We start from the raw sequence: 16,750 nt of genomic DNA, 5'->3' as shown, positions 1-16,750 counted from the left end.
GCGATCCCCTCATCGCCGCCCAAACAGCCGCTCGATATCCGCCAGCTTGAGCTCGATATAGGTCGGGCGGCCGTGGTTGCAGGTGCCGGAGCCCGGCGTCGCCTCCATCTGGCGCAGCAGCGCGTTCATCTCTTCGGGCTTGAGCAGGCGGCCGGAACGCACCGAGCCGTGGCAGGCCATGGTCGCGGCTATTTTGTCCAGCCGCCCTTTCCGCGTGTCGCCCGTGGCGTTGTCGGCGATCTCGTCGGCAAGGTCGCGCACCAGCTGCTGGACATTGGTCTCGCCGAGCATCGACGGCGTCTCGCGCACCGCGACGGCACCCGGGCCGAAGCGCTCGATGCCAAGGCCGAAGCGGGCCAGCGTCTCGGAGTGCATGGCGAGCCGTTCGGCATCTTCCTCCGGCAGGTCGACGATCTCGGGCAAAAGCAGCATCTGCGACGGCACGGCGCGCGAATGCAGCGCATTTTTCAAGGCCTCATAGACCAGCCGCTCATGCGCCGCATGCTGGTCGACGATGACAAGCGAGTCCCTGGTCTGGGCAACGATGTAGTTCTCATGCACTTGCGCGCGCGCGGCGCCCAATGCCGTGCCGAGCAGCGTCTCTGCCGCCTGGTCCTGCCCGGCACGCGCGTCGGCACTGTGCAGCGGGCCGGCGTCGAACGCCGCTTGATCGTCTTCGCCGAATCCGCCATTTGCAGCATCGCCAAGACGCGTGTCCAGCGGACGCTGCGGCGAACGGGCGGGATCGAACCCGGCAAAGCCGGAAGCCCGATAGGCCGCCTCGTAGCTGCGGTGGCCGTTGGCCGGCCCGCCATGCGCATAGGAGGCAGCCCCTGGCCGGAACGCCGCCATCATGCCGGCAGCGCCGGTGGTGGCGGCGCGGATGCCGGCATTGGCCAGCGCTTCACGGATGGCGCCGACGATCAGCCCGCGCACCAGCCCCGGAGCGCGGAAGCGGACGTCTGCCTTGGCCGGGTGGACGTTGACGTCGACGATTGCCGGATCCAGCGTCAGGAACAGCACGGTGACCGCATGGCGGTCGCGTGGCAGCACGTCGGCAAAGGCGCCGCGGATAGCGCCGGCGATCAGTCTGTCGCGCACCGGCCGGCCGTTGACATAGGCGTATTGCTGCAGCGCGTTGGCGCGCGTGAAGGAGGGGACCGAGACATGGCCGGCGAGATGCACACCGTCCCGCACGGCGTCGATGGCAATCGCATTGCTCGGAAAGTCGGCCCCCATCACCTGCGCCACCCGGCGCAGCCGGCCTTCGGGGCCGCCCTCGGTCGCCGGCAGTTCCAGCGTCGAGCGGTCCGGCCCGGCCAGCGTGAAGCGCACGGCGGGGAAGGCGATGGCGATGCGCTTGACCACGTCGCCGATGGCCGAGCTTTCGGCGCGCTCGCCCTTCATGAATTTGAGCCGCGCCGGCGTGGCGAAGAACAGGTCGCGCACCTCGACCGTGGTGCCGCGATTGGCGGCGGCCGGCTTCACGGCAGAGACGCGACCGCCGTCGATGCCGATCTCGGCGGCGCTGTCCCCCGACGCGGTGCGCGAGCGGATCGACAGCCGCGCCACCGAGCCGATCGACGGCAAGGCCTCGCCGCGAAAGCCAAGCGAGCGGATGTCGTGGATGTTGTCGGCGAGCTTGGAGGTGCAGTGGCGCGCGATCGCCAGCGCCAGTTCCTTTTCCGGAATGCCGGAGCCGTCGTCGCTGACGCGGATCAGGTTTAGCCCGCCGCCGGCGGTGACGATCTCGACGCGCGTCGCGCCGGCGTCGAGCGCGTTCTCGACCAGTTCCTTGACCACGCTTGCCGGACGCTCGATGACTTCGCCGGCGGCGATCTGGTTGATCATCGTTTCGGAAAGCTGGCGGATGGGCATGGCAGCACTATAGGCGGATTCGTGGTCGATGCGGGAGGGCAGAATTGAGGAAATCCACGCCGCGGGCCGCGACGGGCCGCTCGTGCATTCAAGTCATGAGTTTGGGCAGCGCTGCCGCCAGTGCATCGACGGCAAGGCGGACTTTCATCGGCAAGTGGGGCGTCTGCAACCACAGCGCATGAGCGTCATAGAGAAACCTCGGCTGTTCCGGCAACAGCGGGACGAGTACGCCGGCTTGAATGCGCTCGCGAACCATCCAGTATGGCAGCCAGGCGAGTCCCATGCCGGCGGCCGCGGCATCGGCGATGGCATCGAGATCGTCGAGCCGTAATCTGCTGACGGGCCTGACCTCCGCCGCGGGCTGGCCGTTGCGCGGAAACAGCCACGGCTGAACGGCACGCCCGGAACGGCGGTAGATGATCGCATGATGGCGGCCGAGGTCATCTATCGCCTGCGGCTGGCCGTGCCTATCGAGATAGGACGGCGACGCGCAGACGACCATGTGCTGGCGCGCGATGCGACGCGCTATCACCCCGGTCTGGTCCTCCAGATCGCCCGTGCGGACAGCGAGATCGCAGCCATCCTCTGCGAGATCGGCGATGGCATCGCTGAACGACAGGTCAAGTTCCAGCGCCGGATATTGCTGCGCAAGCCCGAGCAGGATCGGGGCAACGCAGCGCCGGCCGAAATGCACCGGCATGAGGACACGCAGCTTTCCGCGCGGCTCGGCAAGCTGGTCGGCCGCGAGTGCATCCGCGGCCTCCGCTTCAGTAAGCACCAGCCTGCAGCGTTCATAATAGGCGCGCCCGAAGTCTGTCAGGCTTTGGCGGCGCGTGGTCCTGTTGATAAGGCGCACGCCCAGACGCTCCTCGAGAAACCGGACATGCTTGCCGACCATCGGTCCGGACAGATCGAGAGCGGTCGCCGCGGCCGCGAACGAGCCCAGGTCGACGGCTTTGACGAACACGGCCATGCTGGTAAGGCGATCCATGATTCAAAACTTCCAGTTTCTACTGCTCTACTCAAGCGGCTATTTATCCGCCTCACTGCCGCTGGCATAGCATATTCAGTTCAAATATTTTTGAGTTGTGACCGATGGCGCGTGTTGTTCGCTTTTATGAGCTTGGTGGTCCCGAGGTTCTGCGCATCGAGAATGTCGACATGCCTGCGCCTGGGCCGGGCGAGGTCCAAATCCGTGTCAAGGCGTTTGGCATAAACCGGGCCGAGGCACTGCTGCGTTCGGGCACTTACATCCAGACCGCGCCGTCGCCTTCCGGCCTTGGGCTTGAAGCGGCGGGTATCGTTGAAACGGTCGGCGAAGGCGTGGACGGGTTTGCGCCGGGCGATGCCGTCAGCGTCGTGCCGCCATTGTCGATGGTCCGCTGGCCTGCCTATGGTGAGATTGCCACATACCCCGCCGAGCTCGTCGTCAAGCACCCGCCATCGCTGAGCTTGGAAGAGGCAGCCGCCGCGTGGATGCAATATCTCACGTCCTATGGTGCGCTGATCGACATTGCCAAACTTGGCAGGGAGGACTTTGTCGTCATCACCGCGGCATCGAGCAGTATCGGACTTGCCGCGATCCAGATCGCCAACATGGTTGGCGCGACCCCGATCGCGGTCACGCGGACGTCTGCCAAGAAGCGGGCTCTGCTCGAGGTCGGCGCCGCCCATGTCATTGCTTCAGCGGAAGAAGATCTGGAAGCCCGGCTGAAGGAAATCGCCGGCCCGGAGGACATCCGAGTGGTGTTCGACGCAGTCGGCGGCCCGATTTTCGAGCCTCTGACGGCTGCGATGGCACGGGGTGGCATTCTCATCGAATATGGCGGTTTGAGTCCCGAGCCGACACCGTTCCCGCTGTTCGCCGTGCTGGCCAAGACGCTGACGCTGCGCGGCTATCTCGTCCACGAAATCACTAGCGATCCGGCGAAGCTGGAGGCTGCCAAGGCGTTCATTTTCGATGGCCTGATGTCGGGATCGCTAAAGCCGGTAATCTCCAGGACCTTTTCGTTCGACCAGATCGTCGAGGCGCATCGCTTTCTGGAGTCGAACGAACAATTCGGCAAGATTGTCGTGACGGTTTGACCGGGCATTGATGGGATAGCCTCACGCCTGCGCGGCCAGCCAGTCTCGCACCTTGCGAGCATTGTCGCTGAGCTCGCGGTTTCTCGACCAGATGACATGAAAGCCCTTGCCGGTCGTCATCGTGTGGTTGGTTACGCGCACCAGCAGCCCCGATGCCAACAGCCGCTCGGCGAGGTGACCCCAGCCGAGCGCGATGCCTTGCCCTTCCATGACTGCCTGGATCACCAAGGCATAGTCGTTGATGCGCAAGCCACGCCCGGCATCGGCGATGTCGACACCGGCCGAGTGGAACCACTCGTCCCAGCTGGCGGCCTCGCGAAACGGCTCTTCGAGATGAATGAGACGGTGCGATGGAAGATCTGCGACGCTCTCGGGCAGCCCGAACCGTGCCACATAGCTCGCGCCCGCAACCGGGAATATTTCCTCATCGGCCAGCGGCAGCGAATGATAATCCGGCCAGTCCTTGGGCTCGCCACCACGAACGCCGAGCGGGATGTCTTCGGCGATGATGTCGAGATCGCGGTCGGCGGTCTGGATGCGCAGGTCGATCCCCGGCAATTCGTCGCGAAACTGCTGCAGGCGCGGCATCATCCAGAACGAGGCGAAGGCGGTTGAGGCGGAGAGCGTCACATGAGCGCCGACGACGATCTGGCGCAGATCCTCCGCCGACTTGCGGATGTGCGACAGGCCGAGCGAGACGTCGGCATGAAAGCGATCGCCGGCTTCGGTAAGACTGACCTGTCGATGGCGGCGCTGGAAGAGTTTCGCGCCGAGCTGTTCTTCAAGCCCGCGGATCGCATAGGACACGGCAGCCTGCGTAATGCCGAGCTCCCGCCCGGCGGCGGTAAAGCTCGACAGCCGCCCGGCGGCCTCGAAAACGATCAGGCTGCCGGCCGAGGGCAGCAGATGGCGCAAGCTCCGCATAAGCTGAGCTTATACAAGAGATCAGGATTTTCCAGCGTCACAGCTGCATTTTGTCCGGCTAGATTGGTCGCCAACAGCAAGATGGAGCCTGCATGAACGCACCGGCGGTTGAAACGACGACCGAACCGGCCAAACGCCGCGAGCGCGGTGGTGGCCGCATCGCCCGGCGCGAGCTGCGTTCGCATGGCTCGGAAGGGCTCAGCCGGCCCTATATCGTCCGCAACATTCCGACCTACGACATCCTGTCGGAGGAAAACCTGCTGCGCATCGAGGCGACGGCCGATCGTATCCTGGCCGAGATCGGCATCGAATTTCGCGACGATCCCGTGGTATTGGCGCATTGGAAGCGGGCAGGGGCCGCCATCGATGGCGCGCTGGTCAGGTTCGAGCCCGGCATGCTGCGTGAGATCCTGAAGACCGCGCCGGCAAGCTTCACCCAGCATGCACGCAACCCGGCCAATTCGGTCGAGATCGGCGGCAAAAGCGTCGTCTTCTCGCCAGCCTATGGCTCGCCCTTCGTCATGGATATCGACAAGGGCCGCCGCTACGGCACGATCGAGGATTTCCGTAACTTCGTGAAGCTGGCGCAGTCCTCGCCCTGGCTGCACCATTCCGGCGGCACCATCTGCGAGCCGGTCGATGTGCCGGTCAACAAGCGCCATCTCGACATGGTCTACAGCCACATCAAATATTCCGACCGCGGCTTCATGGGCTCGGTGACGGCCGAAAGCCGGGCGGAAGATTCAATCGACATGGCACGCATCGTCTTTGGCCGCGATTTTGTCGACCAGAATTGCGTCATCCTCGGCAACGTCAATGTCAACTCCCCGCTGGTCTGGGACGCGACGATGACGACGGCGCTGCGCGCCTATGCCCGCGCCAACCAGGCGGCGGTGATCGTGCCGTTCATCCTCGGCGGCGCCATGGGTCCGGTGACCAATGCCGGCGCCATTGCTCAGTCACTCGCCGAAACCATGGCCGGCTGCGCGCTGACCCAGTTGGAGCGGCCCGGTGCGCCGGTGATCTTCGGCAATTTCCTGTCGTCGATGTCGCTGCGTTCGGGATCGCCGACCTTCGGTACCCCGGAGCCGGCGATCGGCTCGATGGTCATCGGCCAGTTGGCGCGGCGGCTCAACCTGCCGCTGCGGTGCTCCGGCAATTTCACCACCTCGAAGCTGCCTGACGCGCATGCGATGAACGAAGCCACCATGTCGATGCTCGCGGCGGTGCATTGCGGCGCCAATTTCATCTTGCATTCGGCCGGCTTTCTCGACGGCCTTCTGTCGATGTCCTACGAAAAGTTCGTCATGGACGCCGATTTCTGCGGCGCGCTGCACACCTATCTCGACGGCGTCAAGATCGATGACAACCAGCTGGCACTCGACGCCTTCAGGGAGGTCGGGCCGGGCAGCCACTTCTTCGGTTCGGCCCATACTTTGGCCAATTACGAGACTGCGTTCTGGGATTCCGAAATCGCCGACAACGAACCCTTCGAGAAATGGGAGGCAGCCGGATCGGAAGATGCCGCGATCCGCGCCAACCGGCGCTGGAAGAAGGCGCTGGCCGAATATCAGCCGCCGCCGCTCGACCAGGCAATAGACGAGGCGCTGCAGGATTTCATGGACCGCAAAAAGAACGAAATGACGGATGCCTGGTACTGAACATCAGATGGCGATCAACGCCGCACGTCGCATAATGCGGAAAGACGGAGGAAAAAATGACACTCTTCAGAAGCAACGGTGATCGGATACCGAGCGCCATCGAAGCGATGGCCAGCGACGTTCGTGCAGGTCGTGTGGACCGGCGCGAGTTTCTGGCGCTGGCAAGCGCCTTCGGCGCATCGACGGCCCTTGCCTACGGCATGATCGGTCTTGCCGTCCCAGAACGGGCTTTGGCTGACGAGCCGAAGAAAGGCGGAACGCTGCACGTTTCGATGTCGGTGAAGGCACAAAAGGATCCGCGCACCTACGACTGGGTGGAACTTGCGAACATTTCACGCTGCTGGCTGGAGCCGCTTGTCCGCTACACCCGCCAGTTCACATTCGAGCCGGTCCTGCTCGAAAGCTGGGAGGTCAACGACGACGCCACCGAATATGTGCTGCACGTGCGTAAGGGCATCACCTGGAACAACGGCGATGCTTTCAGCGCCGATGATGTGGTCTACAATCTGACGCGCTGGTGTGAGAAGGCTGCCGCCGGCAATTCCATGGCCGCGCGCGTCGGTGCGCTGATCGACGCAAAAACCGGCAAGGCGAGGGATGGCGCGATCGCCAAGGTCGACGACAACACGGTGAAGTTGAAGCTGAACGAGCCGGACATCTCGCTGATCCCGAATTTCACCGACTATCCGGCGCTCGTGGTCCATCGCAACTTCGACGCTGATGGCGCCAATCCGATCGAGAAGCCGATTGGCACCGGGCCGTTCGAACTGGTGTCTTATTCGGTCGGTCAGAAAGCGGTCGTCAAGCGTCGTGAGAATGGCAAATGGTGGGGCGGCGAAGCGCTTCTCGACGGCGTAGAATTCATCGACTACGGAACCGATTTCAACGCGTCGATAAATGCATTCGACTTCGGCGAAATCGATCTCAACTTCGAGACGCCCGCCGACTTCATAGACATCTTGGACAAGATGGGGCTGGTAAAATCGGAGGTCGCGACAGCGACCACGCTCGTTGCCCGGACCAACGTCACGCACAAACCCTACGACGACAAGCGCGTCCGCAACGCCCTCCAGATGGCCGTCGACAACAAAGCGGTGCTCGAACTCGGCTATGCCGGGCGAGGCACCGTTGGTGAAAACCACCACGTCAGCCCCATTCATCCGGAATACTACGCGCTGCCCAAGAAGACACGCGACGCCGCGGGCGCCAAGAAGCTGATGGCCGAGGCTGGGCAGGCCGACTTCGAGCATGAACTGATCACCGTCGAGGACGATTGGCAGAAGAACACCGGCGACGCGATTGCCGGCCAGTTGCGCGACGCCGGAATCAAGGTGAAGCGCACCGTGCTGCCGGGTTCGACCTTCTGGAACGACTGGACGAAATACCCCTATTCGATGACCATCTGGTACATGCGCCCGCTTGGCGTCCAGGTGTTGGCGCTGGGCTATCGCACCGGCGAGGCCTGGAACGAAACCGGCTACTCGAATCCTGATTTCGACGCCAAGCTCAAGCAGGCTCTCTCGCTCATCGACGTGGAGAAGCGCCGCGAGGTCATGAAGGACGTCGAGCAGATCCTGCAGGATTCGGGCGTTATCGTTCAGCCGTTCTGGCAGAAGCTGTTCAGCCACACGAACAAGAAGGTGAAAAACTACGGTGTCCACCAGACCTTCGAGATGGATCTCCAGAACGTCTGGCTAGACGCCTGAGTTAACTCCCCAAGGCAGTCACCTATGCCAGCCGACGAAGCGTTGCAGGATTTCATGGACCGCAAGAAAGCCGACAGGCAAGATGCGTGGTACTGATAGCTTCTGTCAGTGAACAATCGGGGACACGCATGAAACAGCCACTTTTTGTTGCCGCGCTTTCGATTGCCTTGCCGGCGGCCGCGCTTGCCGGCCCTGCTGCCAACGCCGTGAAGTTCTTTTATGTCCCGTCGGTCAAATTCGAGGCCGATGCGCAATATCGCGACCGCTTCACCGCGCCGGTGACGAAACTGTTCGAACTGAACGACAATGCGGCAAAGAACCATCCAGATGAAGTTCCTTGCATCGACTTCGCTCCTGGTCTCGATGCGCAGGACTATGACGAGAAGACCGTAGCCAAGACGCTGACGCTGGCCGAAACGCTGGATGGCGACAGCGCCCAAGTGACAGCGACGTTCAATCTTTTCCCGGAAGGCGATGGTTCCAAACGCGAAATGGTCTGGTCGCTCAAGAAGATCGACGGCCAGTGGAAGATCGCCGACATCACCTCGAAGACCAGCGGCTGGACACTGAGTGCGCTCGAATGCCTGGCCGGGCAGCCCCCGGAGTGATGCCGTGCTCTGCTGCCGTCCCTGGGTTCTGGCGACTGCGTGCCTGCTGGCCGGATTGAGCAGCGCCGCCGCTCAGGGCCTGTTCGGCGCGCCGCCCGCAAACGCGCCGGCCGACAATGCGGCACCTCCGCCGGCAGCGTCGCCGCCGCCAGAAAACGCACCGGCCGCACCCGTGCAGCCTGGCTCGCCGACGGCGGTGGTGAAGCCGTTCTACGAGCATGCCGGGCTCGAGGTCGATCCGGCTCAGCGGGGCCATTTCACCGATCCGGCGAAGTCGGTGCTCGACAAGAGCGATGCGCTGCGGAAGTCGGGGCAGGGCGAATGCCTCGATCCCAACATGGCGCTCGACAATGCCGAATACGACAAGGCCGAGATCGACAAGAGCCTGAAGACCATCGAAGCGGTCAAGGGCGATGCGGCCAAGGTCGTCGTCGCCTTCATCGTCGCCGGCAACCCGCACCGGCTGGAGTGGAAATTCAGGAAAGTCGATGGCGACTGGAAGATATCGGACCTGCTCTCGGTGACAGGCGAATGGGCGCTAAGCCAATACCAGTGCGAGTGAGAACGGAACCGATGAAGATCACCAACATCCGCGTCACCCACGTCAACGTCCCGCTCGATGCTCCGTTCTGGTGGACGGCTGGTCTCTACGGCGGCGCCTCGAAATCGATCATCGAGGTCGAGACGGACGAAGGCGTGGTCGGACTGGGCGAGGCGCCATGGTGGCATTTCGGCGAGGTGATCAAGGCCGAGATCGCGCCGGCGCTGATTGGCGCCGATCCGCTCGACATCGCCGACTGCGAGGCGCGCTGCGTGCCGCCCTGGCAGATTACCGCCAACACCGGCGAGAATGCAGCCACGGTGGCGTTCGGCGCCGTCGAACTGGCGCTGTGGGATATAAGAGGCAAGGTCTTCGGCATGCCGCTCTACAAGCTGCTCGGCGGCGCGGTGCGCAAGGACATTCCGTTTTCGGAATATTTCGCCTTTCGCCCCGCTCAAGGCGGAGCCGGTGGCGAGATGACCGCCGAAGCGATCGTCGACTACTGTCTCGGCATGCGAGAACAGCACGGCTCGACGATCTTCGAGGGCAAGCTGATCATGGGCGATCCCGAGCTCGAGATCAGGACAGTGCGCATGCTGCGCGAGGCGCTTGGCGATAAAGCGCAGATCAAACTCGATTCAAACATGCAGTGGTCGCTGACCACAGCGCGCTGGGTGCTGCGCGAGATTGAGCCGTTCAACATCCGCAACTACGAGGATCCGGTCGCGACCTTCGAGGAGATGGCTGCGCTGCGCCAGCATTCGCGCATTCCGTTCTCGACGCACATCCCGGATCTCAGACGGGCAGTCGCGCTCGGTGCGCCGGATTACTTCGTCTGCAATTTCGCAGCACTCGGCGGATTGTCGAAAACTCTGAAATTCATCGCCGCCTGTGAGGCGATGGGCAAGGGGTTCTGGTGCTATTCGAACGATCTCGGCATCATGACATCGGCTTATCTGCACGTCGTGGCGGCAACGCCATGGATCAGCGAGGCGTCGCAATCGCTGTTTCGCTGGCAGATCGGCGACGTGATCAAGGACGGCCCGTTCAAACAGATCGCCAACACGGTGCGCGTGCCGGAAGGTGACGGGCTGGGTGTCGAGCTCGCCCCGGCGGCAATGAAACGCTGGTCAGCGCACTTCGCCGAACACGGGCCGATGCACCATTTCAGCGACCCGAACAACCCTAGCCGCTACCGGCGGCTGCCGCTCAACTGATGCAACGTATTTTCCTTAGAAACTCAGGCTCACCCGCGCCCGCGATAGGGGGCGACGCCGGTGTCGGGCAGCCACACACCTTCCGGCGGCGCGCCGGTTTGCCAGAACACGTCGATCGGAATGCCGCCGCGCGGATACCAGTAGCCGCCGATGCGCAACCACAATGGCTTGGTTGCGGCGATGATGCGGCGGCCGATCATGACGGTGCATTCTTCGTGGAAGGCGCCATGGTTGCGAAACGAGGTCATGAACAGCTTGAGCGACTTCGATTCCACCAGCAGCGCATCGGGTGCGTAGTCGATGACGATATGGGCGAAGTCCGGCTGGCCGGTGACCGGGCACAGCGAGGTGAATTCCGGGCAGGTGAAGCGAACGATGGCGGGCGGGCCGTCGCCGCGCGAAAACGGGACGGTTTCCAGGACGGCCGCTTCAGGGCTCTGTGGCGCCTCGACGTTGGCGCCGAGCTGGGTGAGGTTTTTCGTATCGGTCATGAGCAGGTTCCTTGCTGCATGTCGCCCAAAACTGTGCAGCGGATTTGGGACAGCGACATGCGTAAAAACAAAATTTGCCGCTCATTAGCACAATTTGAAACAGCAGGAAGACGATGACCAGCAACGATCCGCTTCTCCAGCCCTATCAGCTCAAGCATCTGACGCTGAAGAACCGGGTCATGTCGACCAGCCATGAGCCGGCCTATTCCGAGGACGGCATGCCGAAAGAGCGCTACCGGCTCTATCATGCCGAAAAGGCCAAGGGCGGCATGGCGCTGACCATGACCGCCGGCTCGGCGATCGTCTCGCGCGACAGTCCGGCTGCCTTCGGCAACCTGCATGTCTATGACGACCGCATCGTGCCGTGGCTCGCCGAGCTGACCGACGCCTGCCACGAGCATGACTGCAAGGTGATGATCCAGATCACCCATCTCGGCCGCCGCACCGGCTGGAACAAGGCCGACTGGCTGCCGGTGCTGTCGGCCTCGCCGGTGCGCGAGCCGGCGCATCGCGCCTTCCCCAAGACCATCGAGGACTGGGACATCGAGCGCATCGTCGTCGACTACGCCGCGGCCGCCCAGCGCTGCCAGGCCGCTGGCCTCGACGGCATCGAGTTCGAGGCCTACGGCCATCTGATGGATGGCTTCTGGTCGCCGGCCACCAACCAGCGCGACGATGATTTCGGCGGCTCGCTCGACAACCGCTTGCGCTTCACCGGCATGGTGCTCGACGCGGTGCGGGCGGCGGTCGGCCAAAAATTCGTCGTCGGCATCCGCATGGTCGCCGACGAGGATTTCGAGAAAGGCCTGTCGAAAGAGGAGGGTGTCGAAATCGCCAGGCGGCTGGCTGGTTCCGGCAAGGTCGATTTCCTTAACATCATCCGCGGCTCGATCGAGACCGACGCGGCGCTGACCAAAGTCATTCCGGTGACCGGCATGCGCTCGTCGCCGCATCTCGACTTTGCCGGCGAGATCAGGGCGGCGACGAAATTCCCGACCTTCCATGCGGCGCGGATTTCCGACGTCGCCACCGCGCGTCACGCCATCGCCACCGGCAAGCTGGACATGGTCGGCATGACGCGTGCCCACATCGCCGACCCACACATCGTCAAAAAAGTGATGGAGGGCCGCGAGCACGAGATCCGCCCTTGCGTCGGCGCCACCTATTGCCTCGACCGCATCTATGAGGGCGGCGAGGCGCTGTGCATCCACAATGCGGCAACGGGCCGCGAGGCTGATATCCCGCACATCATCCCGAGGACCCAGGGACCAAAGCGGAAGGTGATCGTGGTCGGCGCAGGCGCCGGCGGGCTGGAGGCGGCGCGTGTCGCGGCCGAGCGCGGGCACCAGGTGACAATGCTGGAAGCATCGAGCCAAGCCGGAGGGCAAGTGCGGCTGGCAACGCAGAACCCGCGCCGCAAGGAATTGATCGGCATCATCGACTGGCGGCTGGCCGAACTCGACCGGCTCGGCGTCGAGATCCGCTACGACAGCTGGGCGGAGAAGGACGACGTGCTGGCGTTGTCGCCGGACGTGGTGGTGATCGCCACCGGCGGGCTGCCGCAGAACCCGCCTCTAACGGCGGGCGACCATCTCGTCACCTCGAGCTGGGACATCATGGCCGGCAGCATCAAGCCGGCCGAGAATGTACTGCTCTATGACGACAATGGCGGCCATCAGGGCATGGGTGCTGCCGAACTGATCGCCAATAGCGGCGCCAGGCTGGAGCTGGTTTCACCAGAGCGCTTCTTCGCCCCGGAAATGGGCGGCATGAACCATGTGCCCTATATGCGCGCCTTCCAGGAAAAAGGCGTCACCATAACCATCAACACGCGGCTGCATTCGGTGCGGCGCGAGGGCAATCAGCTGGTTGCGGAGCTCGGCTCCGACTTCGCCGATGGCTGGCGCGGAGAGCGGCGGGTCGACCAGGTGGTGGTCGAGCACGGCACGCTGCCGCTCGACGATCTCTACCTGGCGCTGAAGCCGCTGTCGAAGAACGGCGGCGCGATCGATTACGAGCGGCTGGTCAATGGCGGTGACATCTTTCCTGCGCGCAATCCGCAAGGCGGTTTCGTGGTCTTTCGCATCGGCGACGCGGTAGCCTCACGCAATATCCACGCTGCGATTTATGACGGCATCAGGTTCGGCTTGCGGATCTGAAGAATATTTTGGATTGGTTGGTGGCGCGCAGCCGAACCTCCGTACGGAGAGCCACCACGGTACTTTGGCTCGTTCTGCGCGCCGCGCACGCCGCCGGCTACCGCCGGGCACCGTACGATCTGGCGATTGTTGTTGGCAGCCCCGCTCAAAACATTCTGGCGGTGGCCATGCAGAACACGGTGATGACCAGCAGCCCGCCGGCGATGCGTTCGCCTTTTGTCATCTTCGCGCGCAACTGGGTTTGCGTCGCCACATCAGCGCTAGCCAGCCGCCTGATGGCGGAACCTACCAGTGCGCCCTGAACTCCGGCGGCAATCAAGGCAGTCAAGATGCCCAGCGCCAGGACCTTCTCCATCGAGCCGAAAGAGCCGTTGTGGAAGAAATACCAGAGCAGCAAACCAGTGAGGAAAACCACGCCGGCCGCGCCCATTTGCGGCCGGAAGAAACGTTCCGCCCGGATCTCCGGTTCGCGGGCAACCGCGATGGTGGTGCCGGCCCAGAACACACCCGCCATGACGTGAAGGCCGAGGACGATGATGTAGACATATTGCATGACCGCATTTCCTCTCTTGCCCACCGCTAACCATATGGATAGATATCAAATGATTAGATGTCAATGTATAAGCTCGAGCCGGTTCCATAGGCTTTGCCCTTGTTCTAGTGTCGGATCATGACGCCCTTTGACCGTCCGCCGATCGGGATGAATCTCGCCCGCACCGCCAAGCTGGTCGCGCAGGCCTTCGACGCTGCCCTCGTCGAGGTCGGCGGCACGCTGCCGGTCTGGGTCACGCTGCTGTCGGTCAAGTCGCGGGAGCTGGCCAACCAACGCGAGCTCGCCGGCATGATCGGCATCCGGGGCGCAACGCTGACCCACCACCTCAACGCCATGGAGACGCAAGGCCTGCTGATCCGGCGCCGCGATCCCGAGAACCGCCGGGTTCACCAGGTGGAGCTGACCCCAGCCGGAGAGGCGTTGTTCCTGAAATTGCGCACCGCCGCGTTCGCCTTCGACAAACGGCTGCGGAAGGGATTGTCCGACGAAAGGCTGGCGGAATTTGCAGAGGTGCTGGCTGCGCTGCGGGCCAATGTCGAAGGCTAGAAATTTAGGCTAGGAAAACGCCGTGCGCGAAATTTCGCTGAAGGATGCCAGGGCTACACTCTCGGCGATGCTCGATCAGGTCGTCCGCGGGAGAGCCGGCCACATAACGCGGCATGGCCGCAAGCAGGCGGACATTTTGTCGTTCCAGGACTATGAAAGCCTGGCACGTGCGCCCAGTGCTGGCGGCTTTTCCCGCTGACAGGGACTACCTTCCGCCTCGGCTCGTCGGGTCGGTTCGCAAAGCCAGCCTGTGACGGATCTACGCCAGGCGGCCCTGCAGAACCGTCAGCTTGGCCTTCTTCGGTGCTCGTGCCACCAGCCATTCGCGCACGCTGTCCGGCGGCATCGGGAAAGCGATGGAATAGCCTTGCACCTGGTCGCAGCCGATCGCCATCAGTGAGTCGAGCTCGGCTTCGGTTTCGGCGCCCTCGGCAACGATCGAGATGCCGAGACCGCGAGCGAGCTCGGTGAGGGCACGCACGATCTTGGTGTTGCCGCTGTTCTCGTTGATGTTCTGGACGAAGCGGCGGTCGATCTTCAGCCGGTCGATCTCATTTGGATTGACATGGCTGAGCGATGCGTAGCCGGTGCCGAAATCATCGAGCTCAAGATGGATGCCGGCGGCGCGGATGTGCCGCAGCTTTGCCGCGATACCGGTCTTCTCGTCGTCGAGAATGACGGATTCGACGATCTCCAGCGATAGTTTGTGCGCGGGCAGGCCGGCCCTTTCCAGCGTACCGAACAGGAAGACTTCGAAATCTGTCTCGCGCAGCTCCGAACCGGACACGTTGACGGCGATCCGTCCGAAGCCGATGCCTGCGCGGTTCCATTCGGCTGCTTCGTTGATCGCCTTGGCAATGACGATCCGGCCGATCTCGGGCATCAGACCGCATTTTTCCGCGACCGGAATGAACTCGCCCGGCGCGATCATGCCGCGCTCGGCATGTCTCCAGCGAACCAGAGCCTCGATGCCGCTGATGGCGCCGTTCGACAGCGACACCTGCGGCTGGAAATAGACTTCGAACGCCTTCTCCGAGATGGCGGTCCTGATGTCGAGCTCGAGCTGCTTGCGATAATCGAGTTCGCGTCTCAGCTCCTCGGAGAAGAACGACAAGCTGCCGCCGCCGTGCTTCTTGGCGGAATACAGCGCCAGATCGGCATGGACGAGCAGATCCTGCGCATTATCGGCGTCGACCGGATAGACCGCAATCCCGGCACTTACGCCCGGATCGTCGTGCCTCGAAAGACGATCGGCTTGTTGAGCTTGGTCAGGATGCGCCTGGCGACGGTATCGATGTCCTCGGTGCTGCCGGTGCCGTTGAGAATCATGACGAATTCATCGCCGCCGAGACGCACGTTGAGATCCGACGTACGGCACGAATCACGCATGCGTTGCGCAGCCGCCACCAGCACATAATCGCCAGCGGCGTGGCCGAACGTGTCGTTGATCTGCTTGAACCGGTCGAGATCGAACTGCACCACGGCAACCCGTTCACGCCGTCGCTGCGCGGCATTGATCAGCGTATCGAAATGCTCGGTCAGGAAGGTGCGGTTGTGGAGGCCGGTCAGCCCGTCATGCACGGCAATAAAGGCCATGGAATTGCGCGCATCGACCAGCTCGCGCGTCCTGCGCAGGATGGCATTCGACATCGGCCTGAAAATGAAAAGCGCCACCAGCAGGATGACGCCGATGGTCGAGTAGAACAATGTGCGGTTAAGATCGAGAAGTGTTTCGGATCGCTGGTCTGCAAAGGCGCTGATGTGCTGGCCAAGTGCGGCATAGCCCGACAATGTTGCGTTGGCAACGGAAGCGTTCAGGTTGACGCGCTCCTCTCCGCCCTTGTAGCCACCATTGCCGGCCATGTTGAGCCGCGATTCGAATGACGAGATCAGACGTTCGCCGTTGGCGATAAGCCCGACCGAGAAATAGTCGAGATGGTACGGCTTGGCGAAAAGCACGCTCTCGATCGATTTCGGATCGAACTTTGCCGGCGACGCCGGATCGGCGGCGGTCCGTTCGAGCAGAAGATCGTAGTTCTTCTCGAACTCCACCGTCGCTTGCTTAAGCGCGCTAACCAGGGCCGGCTGCTGGTCGCGTGAGGCGGTGCCGGTCGCGCCGGCAAGGAAGACGATGCGTTGCGACAGGGCTTTTTGTGTGCTGACCACATCGAGCAGTGCCTGGTTGTGCTGCTGGGCCGCCATCATCTGTTGCAGCAGGATGAAGGAGGCCACTACCATGGCGGCGATGATCAGCAGAGCCAGCCAGTAGCCGGACTTGATCAGGAGCATGAGCCTGCCCGAAACGGCGTGCACCGGCTGCTGCGACATTTTTGAGGCGGCCCCTCTCGCTAACGAATTCTTGTGCGAGAACCTTGGCTTCA

General features: G+C 63.0%; 15 protein-coding genes and 1 pseudogene. 9 read left to right on the top strand and 7 right to left on the bottom strand.

The window, feature by feature from the left end:
- Window positions 1-9: 9 nt before the first annotated feature.
- Together mutL and NKJ08_RS22710 are read right to left on the bottom strand one after the other, a co-directional pair.
- Window positions 10-1,878, bottom strand: coding sequence for a DNA mismatch repair endonuclease MutL (mutL, locus tag NKJ08_RS22715; protein WP_352783406.1), 1,869 nt, complete (start codon window positions 1,876-1,878; stop codon window positions 10-12).
- 88 nt (window positions 1,879-1,966) lie between these two features.
- Window positions 1,967-2,869: a LysR family transcriptional regulator gene (locus NKJ08_RS22710; protein WP_352525434.1), complete on the bottom strand. Its 903-nt coding sequence runs from the start codon at window positions 2,867-2,869 to the stop codon at window positions 1,967-1,969.
- 104 nt (window positions 2,870-2,973) lie between these two features.
- Here NKJ08_RS22710 and NKJ08_RS22705 point away from each other — a divergent pair, with 104 nt between their 5' ends.
- The gene (locus NKJ08_RS22705) at window positions 2,974-3,963 is read left to right on the top strand and encodes a zinc-dependent alcohol dehydrogenase family protein (protein ID WP_352776775.1); all 990 of its coding nucleotides are present in this window, start codon (window positions 2,974-2,976) and stop codon (window positions 3,961-3,963) included.
- A gap of 21 nt (window positions 3,964-3,984) precedes the next feature.
- Here NKJ08_RS22705 and NKJ08_RS22700 read toward each other — a convergent pair whose 3' ends face one another.
- Window positions 3,985-4,887: a LysR substrate-binding domain-containing protein gene (locus tag NKJ08_RS22700; RefSeq protein WP_352525432.1), complete on the bottom strand. Its 903-nt coding sequence runs from the start codon at window positions 4,885-4,887 to the stop codon at window positions 3,985-3,987.
- 92 nt (window positions 4,888-4,979) lie between these two features.
- Here NKJ08_RS22700 and NKJ08_RS22695 point away from each other — a divergent pair, with 92 nt between their 5' ends.
- The 5 genes from NKJ08_RS22695 to NKJ08_RS22675 all read left to right on the top strand — a co-directional run bounded on the left by NKJ08_RS22695 (window position 4,980) and on the right by NKJ08_RS22675 (window position 10,620).
- The gene (locus NKJ08_RS22695) at window positions 4,980-6,548 is read left to right on the top strand and encodes a trimethylamine methyltransferase family protein (protein ID WP_352525431.1); all 1,569 of its coding nucleotides are present in this window, start codon (window positions 4,980-4,982) and stop codon (window positions 6,546-6,548) included.
- A gap of 56 nt (window positions 6,549-6,604) precedes the next feature.
- Complete coding sequence (locus NKJ08_RS22690; RefSeq protein ID WP_352783402.1) at window positions 6,605-8,254, top strand: ABC transporter substrate-binding protein; 1,650 nt, start codon at window positions 6,605-6,607, stop codon at window positions 8,252-8,254.
- A 128-nt stretch (window positions 8,255-8,382) separates the two neighbouring features.
- Window positions 8,383-8,862, top strand: coding sequence for a DUF3828 domain-containing protein (locus tag NKJ08_RS22685; RefSeq protein ID WP_352525429.1), 480 nt, complete (start codon window positions 8,383-8,385; stop codon window positions 8,860-8,862).
- Window positions 8,863-8,866: 4 nt separating this feature from the next.
- Window positions 8,867-9,424 carry a hypothetical protein gene (locus NKJ08_RS22680; RefSeq protein ID WP_352525428.1) on the top strand — a complete coding sequence of 186 codons (558 nt, stop codon included), beginning with the start codon at window positions 8,867-8,869 and terminating at the stop codon, window positions 9,422-9,424.
- Window positions 9,425-9,435: 11 nt separating this feature from the next.
- Entirely contained in the window at window positions 9,436-10,620 is a 1,185-nt protein-coding gene (locus tag NKJ08_RS22675) for a mandelate racemase/muconate lactonizing enzyme family protein (RefSeq protein ID WP_352525426.1), read from the top strand.
- Window positions 10,621-10,649: 29 nt separating this feature from the next.
- Here NKJ08_RS22675 and queF read toward each other — a convergent pair whose 3' ends face one another.
- A complete protein-coding gene (gene queF, locus NKJ08_RS22670) occupies window positions 10,650-11,111 on the bottom strand; it encodes a preQ(1) synthase (protein ID WP_352525424.1) in 462 nt (153 codons plus the stop codon).
- 113 nt (window positions 11,112-11,224) lie between these two features.
- On the opposite strand from queF, the gene NKJ08_RS22665 reads away from it, so the two are divergent.
- On the top strand, window positions 11,225-13,270 hold the full coding sequence (locus NKJ08_RS22665) for an oxidoreductase (protein WP_352776777.1): 2,046 nt from the start codon (window positions 11,225-11,227) through the stop codon (window positions 13,268-13,270).
- Between the two features lie 145 nt (window positions 13,271-13,415).
- On the opposite strand, the gene NKJ08_RS22660 is transcribed toward NKJ08_RS22665, so the two are convergent.
- Window positions 13,416-13,784 (bottom strand): hypothetical protein, encoded by a 369-nt coding sequence (locus NKJ08_RS22660; protein ID WP_352776778.1) that lies wholly within the window; start codon window positions 13,782-13,784, stop codon window positions 13,416-13,418.
- A 186-nt stretch (window positions 13,785-13,970) separates the two neighbouring features.
- Between NKJ08_RS22660 and NKJ08_RS22655 the strand changes: the two genes are divergently transcribed.
- Both NKJ08_RS22655 and NKJ08_RS22650 read left to right on the top strand, forming a co-directional pair.
- Window positions 13,971-14,369: a MarR family winged helix-turn-helix transcriptional regulator gene (locus NKJ08_RS22655; protein ID WP_352783396.1), complete on the top strand. Its 399-nt coding sequence runs from the start codon at window positions 13,971-13,973 to the stop codon at window positions 14,367-14,369.
- Between the two features lie 22 nt (window positions 14,370-14,391).
- Entirely contained in the window at window positions 14,392-14,568 is a 177-nt protein-coding gene (locus NKJ08_RS22650; RefSeq protein WP_352525419.1) for a type II toxin-antitoxin system Phd/YefM family antitoxin, read from the top strand.
- A gap of 60 nt (window positions 14,569-14,628) precedes the next feature.
- On the opposite strand, the gene NKJ08_RS22645 is transcribed toward NKJ08_RS22650, so the two are convergent.
- Window positions 14,629-15,483, bottom strand: coding sequence for a putative bifunctional diguanylate cyclase/phosphodiesterase (locus NKJ08_RS22645; protein WP_352783420.1), 855 nt, complete (start codon window positions 15,481-15,483; stop codon window positions 14,629-14,631).
- Window positions 15,484-15,549: 66 nt separating this feature from the next.
- A pseudogene (locus NKJ08_RS22640) lies at window positions 15,550-15,965 on the bottom strand (diguanylate cyclase domain-containing protein); the annotation flags it as partial.
- Between the last annotated feature and the right edge of the window lie 785 nt (window positions 15,966-16,750).

Origin of the sequence: Mesorhizobium sp. M0244 (assembly GCF_040321795.1) — a bacterium.
In the GTDB taxonomy this organism is placed as follows: Bacteria; Pseudomonadota; Alphaproteobacteria; order Rhizobiales; family Rhizobiaceae; genus Mesorhizobium.
The sequence above is the reverse complement of the archived record's forward strand: the minus strand, read 5'-3'. Positions and strand labels throughout refer to the sequence as shown.

What these genes read in the sequence shown, in the direction of transcription:
- mutL (WP_352783406.1), bottom strand. Translation starts at nt 1,878, where the DNA reads ATGCCCATCCGCCAGCTTTCCGAAACGATGATCAACCAGATCGCCGCC.
- NKJ08_RS22710 (WP_352525434.1), bottom strand. Translation starts at nt 2,869, where the DNA reads ATGGATCGCCTTACCAGCATGGCCGTGTTCGTCAAAGCCGTCGACCTG.
- NKJ08_RS22705 (WP_352776775.1), top strand. Translation starts at nt 2,974, where the DNA reads ATGGCGCGTGTTGTTCGCTTTTATGAGCTTGGTGGTCCCGAGGTTCTG.
- NKJ08_RS22700 (WP_352525432.1), bottom strand. Translation starts at nt 4,887, where the DNA reads ATGCGGAGCTTGCGCCATCTGCTGCCCTCGGCCGGCAGCCTGATCGTT.
- NKJ08_RS22695 (WP_352525431.1), top strand. Translation starts at nt 4,980, where the DNA reads ATGAACGCACCGGCGGTTGAAACGACGACCGAACCGGCCAAACGCCGC.
- NKJ08_RS22690 (WP_352783402.1), top strand. Translation starts at nt 6,605, where the DNA reads ATGACACTCTTCAGAAGCAACGGTGATCGGATACCGAGCGCCATCGAA.
- NKJ08_RS22685 (WP_352525429.1), top strand. Translation starts at nt 8,383, where the DNA reads ATGAAACAGCCACTTTTTGTTGCCGCGCTTTCGATTGCCTTGCCGGCG.
- NKJ08_RS22675 (WP_352525426.1), top strand. Translation starts at nt 9,436, where the DNA reads ATGAAGATCACCAACATCCGCGTCACCCACGTCAACGTCCCGCTCGAT.
- queF (WP_352525424.1), bottom strand. Translation starts at nt 11,111, where the DNA reads ATGACCGATACGAAAAACCTCACCCAGCTCGGCGCCAACGTCGAGGCG.
- NKJ08_RS22665 (WP_352776777.1), top strand. Translation starts at nt 11,225, where the DNA reads ATGACCAGCAACGATCCGCTTCTCCAGCCCTATCAGCTCAAGCATCTG.
- NKJ08_RS22660 (WP_352776778.1), bottom strand. Translation starts at nt 13,784, where the DNA reads ATGGCGGGTGTGTTCTGGGCCGGCACCACCATCGCGGTTGCCCGCGAA.
- NKJ08_RS22655 (WP_352783396.1), top strand. Translation starts at nt 13,971, where the DNA reads ATGAATCTCGCCCGCACCGCCAAGCTGGTCGCGCAGGCCTTCGACGCT.